Here is a 14,967-nt window from a genome sequence, read left to right as displayed (position 1 = left end):
CCAGACGGCACGCTGATCAGGCGGGCATCTTCACAGCCATCAGAAGACCATTCCCGGCGGGCAGCAGCGTGCTGACCAGCTGATCGTGAGTGCGCAGCGTCTTCCCGACCTGCCGCAGGGTGTTCGTGGAGGCGTCCCGTGCCGCGGGATCAGCAACCTTGCCGCTGTCCAGGGCATCGTTGATCAGGAGCAGTCCTCCCCGCTTCAACAGACGGACCGCCTGGTCAGCATAAAGCGGGAGGTTCGCCTTGTCCGCATCGAGGAAAACAAGATCGTAGGCAGCATCTGTCAGGCGGGGAAGTACGTCGGCTGCCCGCCCGGAGATGGTCCGGGTGCGGTTCGCAGGAATCCCTGCCTCCCCGTAGGCCTCGCGTGCGGCCCGAAGATGGTCTACATCCGAGTCAATCGTTGTCAGTACTGAGTTCGGTCCCATGCCGCGCAGCAGGCATACTCCGGAAACACCGGCCCCGGCACCGACTTCCACCACGGTCATCGCCTTCGACGCGGCGGCGAGTACGGTCAGGGCCGCCGCGATACCCGTACTGACCGGGGAGACCCCGAGTTCATGGGATCGGTCCCGCGCCCGGAGCAGAACATCATCTTCAACGGGCAGGCCTTCCGTGTATGACCAGTTAGCCTGCTTCTGCGCGCTCATGATGTTCCGTTCTGTCCAGGAGCCTGATGATGATGACGGCCGGGTCCGGGCTACCGGGCGCCGCCGCCTCCAGCCTACTGCGGATCACGGACGGTCCCGGTAACGCAGACCCGGGGCCCGCCGCGCCCCGTGATCTCCCTCCATATCTTCAGCGGGCTCTCAGCTAGTTCCGGCACCATGGATAAGCAAGAGATGCAATTCAAGGCATCCAACAGAGGCAAAGCCCCGAATACAAGATGCATGCGATTCCTGCTCTACAGACGGGGGTTGCGCACATTCATTCGAGGGCGAGAGGAGAAGGTCGATGTCTACTTCGCGCACAGTGGCACCAGCGGGGAACGCCACCACCGGAGAGCACGATCAGGAGGTATCCGACTGGGTGCCGCCGTCATGGGAGGAAGTGGTCAGGGACCACTCACCGAAGGTTTACAGGCTTGCATACCGCCTGACGGGCAACAAGTACGACGCTGAGGACCTCACGCAGGAGGTCTTCGTACGTGTGTTCCGTTCGCTAGCGAACTTCAAACCGGGAACTCTGGATGGCTGGCTCCACCGCATCACCACCAACCTCTTTTTGGATCAGGCACGGCGCAAGAACCGCATCCGCTTCGACGGGCTGGCCGACGACGCCGAGAACCGCCTGCCCAGCACGCACCCGAGCCCGGAGCGCAGCTTCGAATTCAATAACCTCGACCTTGACGTTCAGGCAGCCCTTGAGGAACTGCCGCCGGACTTCCGCGCTGCTGTTGTCCTCTGTGACCTGGAGGGGCTTCCGTATGATGAGGTAGCCCGTGCGCTCGGCGTCAAGCTCGGTACGGTGCGCTCGCGCATTCACCGCGGCCGCACCATCCTCCGGGAGAAGTTGGCCCACCGGGACCCCCGGCAGTCCGCTCCCGTCCCACCCCGTCTCAGCCTGCCGCGCATAGCAGGTGCCCGCTAGGTCCATGCGCCACCCAACCCGTTTCCTGATCGACTACGTGGCCGGCGAGCTCAGTCAGGCTCGTCAGTGCGCGGTCGAGAAGCACCTGCTCCGGTGCGGCCAGTGCCACGAATTCGTGGAGCAGGAGCAGGCCATCCGCCGTCGGCTGAGGAGTACTTCGACTCCCGGACCGTCCGAGGAGCTGTTCGAGCGTATTCTGCGCAGGTCTGCTCCGCAGCCGGACGATGCCCGTGTGCCGGGACCCGCTGGAGCTGGGCCAACCAACCTCACCCTCGCCGACAGGCAACCTGTCGGCGAGCCGTTCATGCACCGGAACCGTACCGTCATCGCCGTCGGCAGCGGTCTCGCCGTCGCTGCAGTAGCAACGCTCACGGCCGCGTATGCGCTTGGCTCGGAGGTGAACTCCGGTGACCTGACGGCGGCAGGCGGTTCAGCATCAGTGACGGAGAGCTTTCAGACCGTCGCAACAGCCGCGCCGGCAACTTTGACTGCCACGCAGGTTGACCAACTGCGCGACGACGGCTGGTTCTGTCCCGAGCTGCAGACGCTCGGTTTCGAGCTCGTCCGCGCTGAGGCGCTTGAGATTGAAGGCAAGCCCACCCTGCAGCTCGATCTCTCCGACGGAAACCATTCCCTGACTATTTATGAACAGCGCGGAGAGGTAGAGCGAATGGAGGCCGCTCCGGTCAATGCGGCGACCGGCAATACCGTCCAGGAAGACGGATTCGAGGAGATCGGCGGGACAGAGCAGACGGTGTGGCTGCATCCCGGACGCGCCTGGCAGCTGGTGATCGATTCCGGTTCTGCGACGTATACGGTGGTCTCCACACTGCCCGTCGCCGACATGCCGCGTGCGGTCAGCCAGCTGATGTTCAATGAACACTCCCAGCTCGCCTACTCACGCCCTGAGGCCCCGAGCGATCCCATGAGCCGCATCCTTCGCGGCCTTGGGAAGCTGGCGCAGCCGGCGCCGTGACGTAAATAGATTCAGGGTTGTCCGGCAGGTAGGCTTCGAAGGTGTTTGGAATCAATGGATACGAGTTCCTCCTGCTGGCGCTCATCGCCGTCATCGTCCTTGGTCCCGAACGGCTGCCCCAATACGCTTCCCAGCTTGCGGAACTGGTCAAGGGGCTGCGCCGGATGGCCACCGGAGCCCGCGAACAGCTCCGCGAAGAAGTCGGCACAGAGTTCGACGACGTCGACTGGCGCAAGCTCGATCCCCGCCAGTATGATCCGCGGCGCATCATCAAGGAGGCACTCCTTGACGACATCGAAGACGCAGTCAAGCCGGTCAGCGAAAATGGCTCGAAGCCCCAGACACGCTCAATTTCAGCTCCAACCGGACCAGCACCGAATGGCGCCGCTTCAGTGAACCCGCCGGAGGGCTCCAGCCCGGCCCATCCTCCCGCCGGCTCGCCGCGGCTGACTGCCGGTCAGGCAGCCCCCTACGACCACGAGGCCACCTGACCGGCTCCTCGGGATCCCCGCACGTGCCGGCGGTCAGGCCCGTTTCGGAGTGACCTTCAGCAGTCTCTCGCTCAGGCCGCGCGGCCGCCCGGCCAGGGCGGAGGCAATCCGGTTCAACTCCTCAGAAGCATGGATACCCTGTTCCAGGACCACTGGTTGCCCATTGTCCCCGCCCTGCCTCAACGCGGGTTCCAGCGGGATACGGCCGAGCAGAGCCACGTCGTAACCGACCGTCGTGGTCAGCCGCCGCGCAAGCTCGGCGCCGCCGCCGCTGCCGAAGACTTCCATGCGCTCACCGGAGGGAAGCTCCAGCCACGACATGTTCTCGATGACTCCCGCGACCTTCTGCCCGGTCTGCACTGCCAGAGAGCCGGCCCGTTCGGCGACATCCGCCGCTGCGGACTGCGGCGTGGTCACAATCAGGAGTTCTGCGTCGGGGAGCAGCTGCGACACTGAAATAGCGATGTCGCCCGTCCCGGGCGGCAGGTCCAGGAACAGCACATCCAGATCGCCGAAGTACACATCCTGCAGGAATTGCTCCAATGCACGGTGCAGCATGGGCCCGCGCCACGCAACGGCCTGGTTTCCCGTGACGAACATACCGATCGAGATCGCCTTGACCTCGTGTGCCACCGGCGGCAGGATCATCTCGTCGACCCTGGTGGGGGATTGGTTGATTCCCATCAGTCCCGGTACTGAGAATCCGTAGACATCCGCATCCACGATTCCGACCCGCAGCCCCCGCGCAGCCATCGCCGTTGCCAGGTTCACGGTGACGCTCGACTTGCCTACCCCGCCTTTACCGCTTGCGACGGCAAGAACCCGGGTGAGCGAACCGGGCTCGTTGAACGGGATTCCACGCTTGGCGCCCGGGCCGCGCAGCCGCTCCTTGAGGGCATCCCGCTGGTCCTGGGTCATGACTCCCAGTTCCACCGAAACTCCGGTGACTCCGGGCAGTCCACCGACCGCTGCTTCCACATCCCGGGTGATGGTGTCCCGGAGGGGACACCCCGCGATGGTGAGCAGGACGCGTACGGTGACGGCGCCGTCGTCGTGCTCTGTAATGCCCTCCACCATGCCCAGTTCAGTGATCGGGCGCCGAAGCTCCGGGTCTATGACCTTCCCGAGCGCAGCGAGGACGGCGGGTTCACGCGTCACTGTCTGTCCTTGCGCGCCGGCGGCACCTGGGGGAGGGAGACCGTGGCATCCGATACCCTGCGCTTGGACTTGCGCGCCGGCGGCGCATCCTGCCCGTCCGCTGATTCGAGCAGCTCTTCCATGACCGAGCGCAGCTCGGACCTGACGAAGTCACGTGTGGAGACCTCCCGCAGCGCGATGCGCAGCTCCGCAATTTCACGCGTGAGGTATTCGGTGTCCGACAGGTTGCGTTCCGCGCGCTGCCGGTCCTGCTGCAGCGACACGCGGTCCCGGTCATCCTGGCGGTTCTGGGCCAGCAGCAGCAGTGGGGCTGCATAGGACGCCTGCAGGGACAGCATCAGCGTGAGCAGCGTGAAGCCAATCGCCGCGCTGTCGAATCTCCATGCCTCCGGAGCCCAGCTGTTCCAGATCAGCCAGAGCGCAACGAACACCGTCATGTAGAAGAGGAACTGCGGCGTGCCCATGAACCGCGCGAAGTTCTCGGTTGCACTCCCGAACGCGTCGGGGTTGGGGCGCAGCCTGGGCAACAACCGGGCACGGCTTTCGCGCGGCGTGTCCAGGCCGCTCGTGGTCGCAGTTCTGGTTCTCTCAGCCATTTATGCCTCCCCGCGTCAGGTCGGGCGTGACATCCTGGGCACGCCAGTCTTCCGGGAGCAGGTGATCCAGAACGTCGTCCACGGTCACCGCCCCCACCAATCGGCCATCACCGTTGACGATCGGCAATGAGTTCAGGTTGTAGGTTGCGAGGATCCGCGACACCTCGCTGATATTCGCCTGGTCGCTCACCGGCTCCAGGTCGGTGTCCACAATGTTGCCCAGCGGTTCCGGCGGCGGATAACGCAACAGTTGCTGGATGTGGACAACACCGAGATAGCGGCCGGTCGGAGTCTCCAGCGGCGGCCGGCAGACGAAGATGGCGGAGGCCAGCGCGGGCGTCAGCTCCTCCCTGCGCACATGCGCCAGTGCTTCCGCAACCGTCGCTTCCGGGGGCAGAATGACCGGAACGGGTGTCATGAGGGATCCAGCGGTGTCCTCTTCATACTGCAGCAGGCGGCGGACGTCCTTCGCGTCATCCGGCTCCATGAGCTGGAGCAGTTCTTCTTTCTGGTCCTCGGGAAGTTCGTTCAGGAGGTCGGCGGCGTCGTCGGGATCCATTTCTCCCAGGACGTCCGCCGCCCGTTCCCGGTCGAGGGAAGACAGAATCTGCACCTGGTCGTCGTCGGGCAGTTCCTGGAGAATGTCAGCGAGTCGCTGGTCCTGAAGTTCGCCGGCCACTTCGATCCGGCGCTTGTCGCTCATTTCATGGAGCGCGTCGGCGAAGTCGGCCGCCTTCAGATCATCATGCTGGGCCAGGAATGAGGTTGCGGCCTGCGGCTCGTCTGCGGCACCGTGATACGCGTCGAGCCAGTCGATGATGAGCCGCTCACCCCGGCGCAGACCGCGAAGCCGGGACTGCGGACCGCCGCGGCGAACAAAAATCTGGGACACGTGCCAGTCGCCGGAGCGGTCCTTCTCCATGGCGACGTCTTCTATCGTGGCCTCACCGCTGCCGTCGCGGAGCGTGATCCGGCGGTCGAACACCTCGGCGACCACGAGCCGCTCAGCGCCGCGCTGGTCGAACCGGCGGAGATTGACCAGTCCGGTGCAGATGATCTGTCCGGCATCGATGGAGGTTACGCGCGTCATCGGGACGAAAACGCGCTTTTTCCCGGGTACCTCGACCACCAGGCCCACCACCTGGGGAACAACCGCTGGTCCGCGGTCCAGCACGACGGCGTCACGAAGGCGCCCGAGACGGTCTCCGAGCGGGTCGAAAACGTCCAGGCCCAGGAGACGTGCCACGAATACGCGCGTTGGGTTGCTGCTCACATGCTCAAGGCTACTGCCGTTGGGGTATCAGAGCCGTATTGCGTGACAGCACGCACAGCATGGTGCCGGTGAAGTTCACCCCGAGCGATACGGCGACACGGCGGGAGGTATCTAGGCAACAATGAAAGTATGTCAAACGTTTTTGGACGAACCGCCTCACGCGATCAGGGCCGTACCCTGCCGAAGGGCGAAACCATTGGCCGGTATGACTCCTACCTGGATGCGCAGAAGGCGGTGGACTACCTCGCGGACACCAAGTTCCCGGTGCAGCAGATTTCAATCATCGGTAATGACCTCAAGACTGTGGAACGTGTGACCGGGCGGCTCAGCTACCCGCGGGTGGCACTCGCCAGCGCAGCGACCGGCGCATGGTTCGGACTCTTCGTCGGTTTCATCCTGACGCTCTTCGGCGGAGATTCGACCTACCTGCCGATCCTGTCCTCCATGGCGCTCGGTGCCGTGTTCTGGGTGCTGTTCGGTGTGATTGCGTATGCGTTCCAGCGGGGTAAGCGTGACTTCACCTCCACCAGCCAGGTGGTGGCCACCAGCTATGACGTCGTAGTCGATCCGGCCGCTGCAGGCGAGGCCAGGAGAGTGCTTCAGCAGCTTCCCATGAACTCGCGGCCCCAGGAAGGCACAGGTGCGCCGTCGCAGCCGTGGGGAACGCCCCCACAGCACAATCAGCACCCGCCTCAGGGCCAGCCCCCACAGCGTCCCGAGGGCTGGAGCCAGCCACCTGCCGAGCCGCCGCACGTGCAGGCGCCGGACTCGCCGAACGGCGCCACGTCCGCGGAAATTTCCCAGCCCTCTGAAGGCGGCGACGAACAGAACGCCGCCAACAAGCGCTCCACACGCGGCCAGTTCCCCGATCTGCCGGATGGCAGGCCTCAGTACGGAGTGCGCGTAGAGTCCCAGCCCACCACGGATTCGGCTGAGCAGCCCACCCCGGATTCGGTTGAGCAGGCCCAGCCGGCCGGGCAGGATGCGCAGCCACAGGAATCCCGCAAGGAATAGCTGGAACAGGGCGCGTGTGAAAACACGGTGCGTATGAAACGAGGAAGGCGGACAGCCAGGGCTGTCCGCCTTCCTCTTTCTATGCGTTCTTCGTTTTATGCGGTCTTCGTTCTACGCCGCGTTCGTTCGAGCCGCATCCACCGCGGTGGACGCGGCTCCACCCTTCACTCACCGGTAGGGCTGTAGATGCCTGCCATCCATGCTTCGACATCGTCGGGTTCGCGGGGGAGCGCCGAGCTTAGGTTCACCGGCCCGTCCGCCGTCATCAGGATGTCGTCCTCGATGCGGACGCCTATGCCGCGGTACTCCTCGGGAACTGCCAGGTCCTCTTCCTTGAAGTACAGGCCGGGTTCGATGGTGAAGACCATCCCTTCCGTCAGGGTCCCGTCAAGGTAGAGCTCGCGCTTGGCCTGGGCGCAGTCGTGCACATCCATGCCAAGGTGGTGGCTGGTGCCGTGCGGCATCCAGCGGCGGTGATGCTGCCCTTCGGGGGAGAGCGCCTCCTCCAGCGGCACCGGCAGGAAGCCCCACCCGTCAAGACGTTCAGCAAGGACGGCCACAGCGGCGGCGTGTACCTCCCGGAACTTCACACCGACTTTTGCGGCGGCGAATCCGGCATCCGCGGCGTCCAGCACTGCCTGGTAGACCCTGCGCTGGATCTCCGAATACTTTCCGTTCACCGGCAGGGTACGCGTGATGTCCGCGGTGTACAGGCTGTCTGCCTCGACACCGGCATCCAGGAGCAGCAGGTCGTCAGCATCCACCTGGCCGTTATTGCGGATCCAGTGAAGGATGGTGGCGTTGTTTCCTGAGGCGGCGATGGTGTCGTAGCCGAGGTCATTGCCTTCTTCCCGGGCGCGTGCGAAGAAGGCTCCTTCGACAACCCGCTCGCCTCGCGGATGGGTGATGGCGCGCGGCAGTTCCTTGACGACCTCGTGGAAGCCGTTCACCGTTGCCTCCACAGCCTTGCGCATCTGCGCGATCTCCCACTCGTCCTTGATCAGGCGGAGTTCGGACAGGGCTTCTGCGAGCTTTGCGTCGAGTTCGTCGGAGGCTTCGAGGTCCACGGAGGTGTTGATGCGTGATGTGTCCACCAGGGCGTCCGCGTTCAGGTCGACTTCACGCAGCAACCGGATCCGGATACCACCGATTTCGACAGCCCCTGCATCCTTCGTGATCGCAGCTTCAAGATCGGCGAGGTCGGCTGTTTCCAGGGCCAGCAGTGCGCGCACTTCCGCGCGGGACAGCCGGGAACCGATCCAGAATTCGCCGTAGCGGGCGTTTGCGTAGAACTCCGCGCTGTCCCGGCCGGCCAGCTCCCGGAAGTAGAGCGCGGCATGGTGATTGCCGCCGTCGTCGCCCTTTCCCTCTCCGGCGGGTTCCATCACAAGCACTGCATCGGGCTCGTGGTCGAGGCCCAGGCCGGTCAGGTGGGCAAATCCGGAATGCGGCCGAAAGCGGTAGTCCGTGTCGTTGGAGCGGACCTTCAATGGTCCCGCGGGAATGACGAGGCGCTCACCCGGGAACTGCCGGGAGACTTTCAGGCGGCGCTGGGCGGCGTACCGTGCCACCTCAGCCCCTGCGGGAAGATCAGTGCCTTTCGCCGCCCAGCTGGAGCTCATGAAGGCCTTGAAAGCCTCGGAATCGGGCCGTTGGGAACGGTTTTCATTGCGGCTGGAAAGTGGCTGTTCCTCCGGTGTGACAGGTGTGGCGTCACTGCCGGTGCCGGTCGGGTTCATGGTTACTGCCGATGGGGTGTTCTCTGCTGTACTCACCTCACCATGGTCCCACCGGCGATGGGATGAGCCAAACGTCCGGGGCCGTTGCCACGGGCGGCGCGGGCGTACAGTTGTTTGGTGAGAATTGACCTGCACGCCCACTCCACCGTGTCAGACGGTACTGAAGGTCCCGCGGACCTCATGCGCGCCGCGGCGGCAGCCGGTCTGGACGTCGTCGCACTGACGGATCATGATGCGACCGCCGGGTGGGCTTCGGCCACGCAGGAAGCACGGAACCTGTCGCTGGTGCTGGTGCCCGGGATGGAAGTGTCCTGCCGCACGGATACGGGTATCAGCGTGCATGTGCTGTCCTACCTCCATGATCCGGAGCACCCGGGGCTGCTCGCCGAGATCGGCCGGTCCCGGAACGCCCGGCTTACCCGGGCCGAACGCATGGTCGAGAAACTTGCCGCGGACTACCCCATCTCCTGGGCGCATGTACTTGAACACGTTGCCGAAGGCGCCACCATCGGCCGTCCGCACATTGCGGACACACTCGTGGCGCTGAAAGTTGTCGGCACGCGAAGTGAAGCATTTGCGAGCATTCTCAGCGCCCGGTCGCCCTACTGGGTGAGCCACTATGCACCACACCCGGCGGACGCCGTCGCACTGGTTCGGGAGGCCGGTGGGGTTCCGGTGTTCGCCCACCCTGTGGCGTCCTCACGCGGCCGGATTGTGGACAGCACTGTCACCGGGGAGATGATCGACGCCGGCCTCCTCGGTCTGGAGATCCATCACCGGGACAATCCTCCCGAAGGGCGGGCGGAGCTGGAACGAATCGCTGCCCGGAACAACCTGCTGGTGACCGGCTCCAGCGACTACCACGGAACGGGAAAGCCGAACCGGCTGGGGGAGAACCTCACGAGCCCGGAGATGTTCGCCCGGCTGGAGGAGATGGCAACCGGAAGCAGCGTTATCCGGTAGCGGTTGCCAGCCAGGGACCGAGGCGCCTGGTCATCACGTCGATTGCCTGTTCATTGCTGTCCACGCAGACGAAGCGCCGCCCAAGTTTGCCTGCGACGGCGCCGAGCGTTCCCGAGCCCGCGAAGAAATCCAGGACCCAGTCTCCGGGCCTGCTGCTGGCGGCCACCGCACGGCGAACCAGGCCCTCCGGCTTCTGGGTTGGATAGCCGGTCTTCTCCTTGCCCGTAGGGGAGACGATGGTGTGCCACCACACGTCGGTGGGCAGCTTGCCGAGCGCAACCTTCTCCGGTGTGACGAGGCCCGGGGCCATATACGGTTCACGGTCGACCTCGGCACTGTTGAAGTAGTACCCGGCCGGATCCTTCACGTACACGAGGATGTTGTCGTGCTTGGCCGGCCACCGGCTCTTCGCGCGGGCCCCGTAGTCGTAGGCCCAGATGATCTCGTTGAGGAAGCACTCGCGGCCGAACAGAGCATCGAGCATCACCTTGGCGTAGTGCACTTCCCGGTAGTCCAGGTGCACGTACAGCGTCCCGTCCGGTGCCAGCAACCGCCACGCCTCCACCAGGCGCGGAGCGAGGAACTCCCAATAGTCCTCGAACGCATCGTCGTAGCTCGCCAGCATGCCCTTGACTGTGGAGTAGCTGTGCCCCTTGAACCCGACACGGTCGCCGGAGCCGGGCGCGCTGCGGACCATCGACGTCTGCTGTCTGCGTTGAGCGCGTCCGGTGTTGAACGGCGGATCCACGTAAATCATGGAGAAGGAGTTCGCCGGCAGTTGGGCAAGGTATTCGAGATTGTCTGCCTGCACCACAAGATTGGGTCCATCCGGCCGCCAGGCCGCCGGATGGACCGGTGTCTTTTCCACGCTATCGATCAGCTGTCAGCAGCGGGTTTGGGAATCACTTCACCGTTGCGCCGACGCGTACGCGACCGGTTGCGTTTAGGCCGCTCGGATCTTTCGGTCCGGTCCGCCTGCCTGGTACCGCTGTCCGCAGCATTGCGGTCCTCACCGGCTGAGTTGGATCCACCGGTACGACGACGGCCCCCAGCCTTCTCATCGGAACCCTGGCGCCCGCCGTGGCCGCCGGAGCGGGAGCGGTCATTCGTGCGGTTCTTCTTGCCGGTCTCGCCAAGATCCTCCAGCTTCTCGGCGTTGATTCCGGCCAGCTTCCGCTGCGCGCGGGGCAGCCGTCCCTTGGTGCCCTCGGGAATGTCAAGGTCCGTATACAGATGCGGTGAGGAGGAATAGGTTTCCACCGGTTCTGCCTGGTTTAGGCCGAGGGCCTTGTTGATCGGGCCCCAGCGGGGAACATCATCCCAGTCCACGAAGGTGACGGCGGTGCCCTTCTTGCCGGCTCGCCCCGTACGGCCGACACGGTGGAGGTAGGCCTTCTCATCCTCAGGGCACTGGAAGTTGATGACGTGAGTAATGTCCTCAACGTCGATACCGCGGGCCGCGACCTCGGTGGCGACCAGGACATCGATCTTGTCACCGCGGAAGGCTCGCAGGGCCTGCTCGCGGGCTCCCTGGCCGAGGTCGCCGTGGATGGCGCCGGCCGCGAAACCGCGGTCAATCAGCTCTTCCGACAGTTTGGCGGCCGTGCGCTTGGTCTTGGTGAAGATGATGGTGCGTCCGCGTCCGCGGGCCTGGAGGATCCGGGCTACCACCTCGTCTTTATCCAGGTTGTGCGCACGGTAGATGACCTGGCGGATGTCCTTCTTGGTGGCGCCGTCGTCCTCGGGGTCAGCGGCGCGGATGTGCGTCGGGTGGGACATGTAGCGGCGGGCCATGGCAACGACCGGGCCGGGCATGGTAGCCGAGAACAAGAGCGTCTGGCGGACTGAGGGCGTTGCCGACATCAGGGTCTCGACGTCAGGCAGGAAGCCTAGGTCGAGCATCTCGTCAGCCTCGTCGAGCACCACGATGCGGACGTTCTTGAGCGACAGGATCTTTTGGCGGTACAGGTCGATCAGGCGACCCGGTGTTCCGACCACAACCTCGGTTCCGCGCTTGAGCGCCTCAATCTGCGGCTCGTAGGCCCGGCCTCCGTAAATGGTCACGATGCGGGCGTTGCGCTTCGCCGCGGCTTTCGTCAGGTCAGCGGCAACCTGGACGGCAAGCTCACGTGTGGGAACAACGACGAGCGCCTGCGGAGCGCCCGGCGCGGGAAGCTTGTCATAGCCGTCATCCGACGGGCCGACCACGCGCTGCAGCGCGGGCACACCGAAGCCGAGCGTCTTGCCCGTTCCGGTCTTGGCTTGGCCGATGATGTCGTGGCCGCCCAACGCAATGGAAAGCGTCATGGCCTGGATGGGAAAGGGATGCACGATCCCCGCGTCCGCGAGTGCTTCGACGATGTCGGCGCGGACGTTGAAGTCAGCGAAGGTCTCTGGAGCTTCCTGGTGCGGTTCTTCAGTGGTGACGAGGGTTTCTTCTACGAAGATCTCGTCGTCGCTGTTGTCTGCATGGAGGTGGTGGTTGTCTGTGGTCACTCTTACTACCGTTTCAATTAGGCACTGCTGCCGCCGGGCTCAACGCCGGGCCCGAAAATAGGGGCCCGCTCGGAGCAGGACGAAGCAGGGCGTCCAGTGGAAGCCGATCGCGGGCTAACAACTGCGTCTCGGAAGCGGAACGTTCCGCTCCGAGCTGGGAAGACTCAAGATCGCGTAGGTATTGCGGGTCGATTGCAGGGAGGCCGCCTGTTCATTGAACTGCGGCCCACCACGTTCGGAAACTGGAACAAAGTTCTTAAGAACGACCGGGCATCCATTACTACGCGCTCAAGTCTACCCTGCCGCGCTTTCACTTTCCGACGGCGACTCCACCTGCCGGACGCTCCTCACCAGTTGAAAGCGCAGTTCCCGCCGGGCGATATCAGCGGTAACCAACCTGACCCGCACCTCATCGCCGGCCGTCATGGCGCCGTCGCACCGTGCCTCGACCGCAGGGTCGGCAACCTGAATGACTCCGTGGGGAACTCCGTTTCCATTGGCGGCGACCGCCGCGTCCGGAGTCGGCTTTGAGCCGGTGATCACGACGGCGTCGAACTCCTCGCCCACCCGGTTGCTCAGCAGTGCTGCCTCCACGGCAGCGATTGCGCCGCTCTCGAGGCGTGAAGCCAGTTGGTTCGAGGACGACATCAGTGCGTTCAGTTCCGGAAGCGCATTCCGGACCCAGCCGGGAACTTCCCTGCCTGCACACAGCGCTTCGCAGGTCACCAGGACGAATCTGTCCACCAGTCGCCTGAGCGGTGCGGTGGTGTGGGCGTAGGGAGCCGCAATAGCCGCCTGCTCAACGGACTCGGGGAGCGCGCCGTCGAACGCTGTATAGCCGGCGCCACGAAACAGCGAGGCGGCAGCGTGCATGAGCGAAAGCTGGCGGGGGTCCGAGGTGTCCAGACTGCGGAGGAATTCGCCGTAGGGGACATTCGCGGGCCAGGAGCGCCCGAGCGCGCGGGCCTGATGCCGAAACCGGGCCAGGGAAGTTTCATCGGGAGCCGGCATGGTGCGGAGTATCCCCACGCCTCCCTCGAGCATGATTTCGGCGGCCGCCATGCCGGTCATGAGCGAAAGCTGCGCGTTCCAATCTTCCGACACAAGGGGTGGGCGCGTCACGATGAAGTAGCGTTCGCCGTCGTGCGCGATTTCCTGCTCCGGAAGATTCAGGCTCGCGCCGCCGCGCTCCTTCTCAAGCGCGATGCGCTTGGTTCCAATCTCCTTCAGGAGGGTCAGGTTCTCAGCGGCACCGCCTGAGTCGATGTCTTCCTGCACCTGGTCGTAGGTGAGTTGCGCGCGGCTCTTGACCACAGCACGACCGACGACGACGGACTCAACCCGTGCGTCCTCGTCCAGTTCGAACTCCCAGACGAAGGCAGACCGATCCCGGCCAGGCAGCAGGCTGGCTGCGTCCTCGGCAATCCCCTCAGGGTGGAGCGAGATGCGACCGTCCGGCGCATACATGGTCTGGCCACGGAGGCGGGCTTCCGCATCGACCGTCCCGCCCGGCGCCACGAAGGCGGGAACGTCCGCGATGGCATACCAGACGCGGTAGCCGGATCCGGCGCGCTCAAGGTGAAAAGCCTGATCCAGATCGGTCGAGCCGGGAGGATCAACCGTGATGAAGCCCAAGTGGGTGAAGTCGCGTTCCGGCGGAACGAAGGCGTCCACCGCAGATCTGGCCTCCGCCATCACCTCGGGAGGGAAGTCTGCACGCAGTTCCAGTTCCTGCCGTAGGCCTTCCAGCGCGGCGGTGAGCTGAACCTGGGAGTCCCGGTTACTCAAATCCAGATGCGAATACGGCACAATGCCAACCGTAGTACACAGCAGCGGCAAGCCGCCGGAGCAGCAGGGAAACGGCGCGCGGGTACCCTTGTTCCCATGACTGCCTTGCACCCGCCATCCTCCTCGAGCCCTTCGCCAGCATCCCCGGCGGATGGGTCCGGCGCCGGAATGGGGTCGCTCAACTGGTTTGTCGTCGACCTGTTCGGCGTCATGGCCTATGGTGAGCTTTCGGCGTTCGAGCGGCTGTCTTCGGATGCGCGTTTCTCTCCCACCCTGCGGGATCGGGCGGCGCTCGGGCGGCTTGCAGTGACGGAGTTCGAGCACTTCGAAATGGTCAGCACCCACCTTGCAGGCCTCGGCGTCGATGCTGAAGAGGCAATGCGGCCCTTCCAGGCTTCAATCGACTCCTTCCATGAACGGACCCGCCCGGCTGACTGGTACGAGTCGCTGATGAAGGCTTACGTCATCGATGCGATCTCCGGTGATTTCTATACCGCGCTCGCCGAACACCTCGACGACGATACGCGCGAGATGATCGCCCGTATCCAGTCGACTGCCGCGCAGGGCGGCTTGCTGCAGCAGCGGTTGAAGTCAGCGCTTTCCGACGATCCCCGGCTTGCTTCGCGGCTTGCGCTGTGGGGACGCCGCCTGGTGGGGGAGGCGCTGACGCAGGCGCAGCGCGTGGGTATTGAACGCCAGTTCCTGGGCGGCCTCCTGTTTGAGGGCTCCGCGGCGGATCGTGAACGGCAGACTGCGCAGCTCTTCGCCCAACTCACCCGCAACCATTCGCGCCGGATGAGCTCGCTGGGGTTAACGGCCTGAGTGAAGCTGTAGTTGCCTTCACGAGTCGGCGGCATTCACGTACGGGGTTGTGGATA

At 64.7% G+C, this 14,967-nt stretch carries 14 protein-coding genes; 6 read left to right on the top strand and 8 right to left on the bottom strand.

What is annotated here, in order from left to right; genetic code table 11:
- Window positions 1-16 precede the first annotated feature (16 nt).
- Entirely contained in the window at window positions 17-655 is a 639-nt protein-coding gene (locus JOD47_RS01975; protein ID WP_204531436.1) for an O-methyltransferase, read from the bottom strand.
- Between the two features lie 304 nt (window positions 656-959).
- Here JOD47_RS01975 and sigE point away from each other — a divergent pair, with 304 nt between their 5' ends.
- From sigE to JOD47_RS01960, 3 genes are read left to right on the top strand one after another with little or no spacing between them, the layout of a single operon-like run.
- The gene (sigE, locus tag JOD47_RS01970) at window positions 960-1,595 is read left to right on the top strand and encodes an RNA polymerase sigma factor SigE (RefSeq protein ID WP_204531434.1); all 636 of its coding nucleotides are present in this window, start codon (window positions 960-962) and stop codon (window positions 1,593-1,595) included.
- 4 nt (window positions 1,596-1,599) lie between these two features.
- Window positions 1,600-2,571, top strand: coding sequence for an anti-sigma factor family protein (locus JOD47_RS01965; protein ID WP_204531431.1), 972 nt, complete (start codon window positions 1,600-1,602; stop codon window positions 2,569-2,571).
- Between the two features lie 41 nt (window positions 2,572-2,612).
- Entirely contained in the window at window positions 2,613-3,062 is a 450-nt protein-coding gene (locus tag JOD47_RS01960; RefSeq protein ID WP_204531429.1) for a twin-arginine translocase TatA/TatE family subunit, read from the top strand.
- 33 nt (window positions 3,063-3,095) lie between these two features.
- On the opposite strand, the gene JOD47_RS01955 is transcribed toward JOD47_RS01960, so the two are convergent.
- The 3 genes from JOD47_RS01955 to JOD47_RS01945 are packed head-to-tail and all read right to left on the bottom strand — an operon-like array spanning window position 3,096 to window position 6,089.
- Window positions 3,096-4,220, bottom strand: a complete 1,125-nt coding sequence (locus tag JOD47_RS01955) for an Mrp/NBP35 family ATP-binding protein (protein WP_307836177.1) — start codon at window positions 4,218-4,220, stop codon at window positions 3,096-3,098.
- Complete coding sequence (locus tag JOD47_RS01950) at window positions 4,217-4,816, bottom strand: DUF1003 domain-containing protein (protein ID WP_204531427.1); 600 nt, start codon at window positions 4,814-4,816, stop codon at window positions 4,217-4,219. Before JOD47_RS01950 ends, JOD47_RS01955 begins: the two co-directional genes overlap by 4 nt.
- On the bottom strand, window positions 4,809-6,089 hold the full coding sequence (locus tag JOD47_RS01945; protein WP_204531425.1) for a magnesium transporter MgtE N-terminal domain-containing protein: 1,281 nt from the start codon (window positions 6,087-6,089) through the stop codon (window positions 4,809-4,811). The genes JOD47_RS01950 and JOD47_RS01945 overlap by 8 nt, the downstream gene beginning before the upstream one ends.
- Before the next feature lie 129 nt (window positions 6,090-6,218).
- Between JOD47_RS01945 and JOD47_RS01940 the strand changes: the two genes are divergently transcribed.
- Window positions 6,219-7,103 carry a YflT domain-containing protein gene (locus tag JOD47_RS01940; protein ID WP_204531423.1) on the top strand — a complete coding sequence of 295 codons (885 nt, stop codon included), beginning with the start codon at window positions 6,219-6,221 and terminating at the stop codon, window positions 7,101-7,103.
- A gap of 164 nt (window positions 7,104-7,267) precedes the next feature.
- Here JOD47_RS01940 and JOD47_RS01935 read toward each other — a convergent pair whose 3' ends face one another.
- Window positions 7,268-8,842, bottom strand: coding sequence for an aminopeptidase P family protein (locus JOD47_RS01935; protein WP_204536350.1), 1,575 nt, complete (start codon window positions 8,840-8,842; stop codon window positions 7,268-7,270).
- Window positions 8,843-8,959: 117 nt separating this feature from the next.
- On the opposite strand from JOD47_RS01935, the gene JOD47_RS01930 reads away from it, so the two are divergent.
- On the top strand, window positions 8,960-9,805 hold the full coding sequence (locus JOD47_RS01930) for a PHP domain-containing protein (RefSeq protein WP_204531419.1): 846 nt from the start codon (window positions 8,960-8,962) through the stop codon (window positions 9,803-9,805).
- On the opposite strand, the gene JOD47_RS01925 is transcribed toward JOD47_RS01930, so the two are convergent.
- The 3 genes from JOD47_RS01925 to JOD47_RS01915 form a co-directional block, all read right to left on the bottom strand.
- Window positions 9,795-10,673, bottom strand: a complete 879-nt coding sequence (locus tag JOD47_RS01925; protein WP_204531418.1) for a DNA-methyltransferase — start codon at window positions 10,671-10,673, stop codon at window positions 9,795-9,797. The genes JOD47_RS01930 and JOD47_RS01925 overlap by 11 nt on opposite strands.
- An 8-nt stretch (window positions 10,674-10,681) precedes the next feature.
- Window positions 10,682-12,301, bottom strand: coding sequence for a DEAD/DEAH box helicase (locus JOD47_RS01920; protein WP_204531416.1), 1,620 nt, complete (start codon window positions 12,299-12,301; stop codon window positions 10,682-10,684).
- Between the two features lie 294 nt (window positions 12,302-12,595).
- Window positions 12,596-14,110, bottom strand: coding sequence for an RNB domain-containing ribonuclease (locus JOD47_RS01915; protein WP_307836176.1), 1,515 nt, complete (start codon window positions 14,108-14,110; stop codon window positions 12,596-12,598).
- Between the two features lie 75 nt (window positions 14,111-14,185).
- Here JOD47_RS01915 and JOD47_RS01910 point away from each other — a divergent pair, with 75 nt between their 5' ends.
- Window positions 14,186-14,911 (top strand): ferritin-like fold-containing protein, encoded by a 726-nt coding sequence (locus tag JOD47_RS01910; protein ID WP_307836175.1) that lies wholly within the window; start codon window positions 14,186-14,188, stop codon window positions 14,909-14,911.
- Window positions 14,912-14,967: the final 56 nt, after the last annotated feature.

The sequence above is a fragment of the Arthrobacter tumbae genome (genome assembly GCF_016907495.1).
In the GTDB taxonomy this organism is placed as follows: Bacteria; Actinomycetota; Actinomycetes; order Actinomycetales; family Micrococcaceae; genus Arthrobacter_D; species Arthrobacter_D tumbae.
This window is presented reverse-complemented; position numbering and strand designations above follow the sequence as displayed.

Coding starts and splice junctions, on each gene's coding strand:
- JOD47_RS01975 (WP_204531436.1), bottom strand. CDS start 655: ATGAGCGCGCAGAAGCAGGCTAACTGGTCATACACGGAAGGCCTGCCC.
- sigE (WP_204531434.1), top strand. CDS start 960: ATGTCTACTTCGCGCACAGTGGCACCAGCGGGGAACGCCACCACCGGA.
- JOD47_RS01965 (WP_204531431.1), top strand. CDS start 1,600: ATGCGCCACCCAACCCGTTTCCTGATCGACTACGTGGCCGGCGAGCTC.
- JOD47_RS01950 (WP_204531427.1), bottom strand. CDS start 4,816: ATGGCTGAGAGAACCAGAACTGCGACCACGAGCGGCCTGGACACGCCG.
- JOD47_RS01940 (WP_204531423.1), top strand. CDS start 6,219: ATGTCAAACGTTTTTGGACGAACCGCCTCACGCGATCAGGGCCGTACC.
- JOD47_RS01935 (WP_204536350.1), bottom strand. CDS start 8,842: ATGAACCCGACCGGCACCGGCAGTGACGCCACACCTGTCACACCGGAG.
- JOD47_RS01910 (WP_307836175.1), top strand. CDS start 14,186: ATGACTGCCTTGCACCCGCCATCCTCCTCGAGCCCTTCGCCAGCATCC.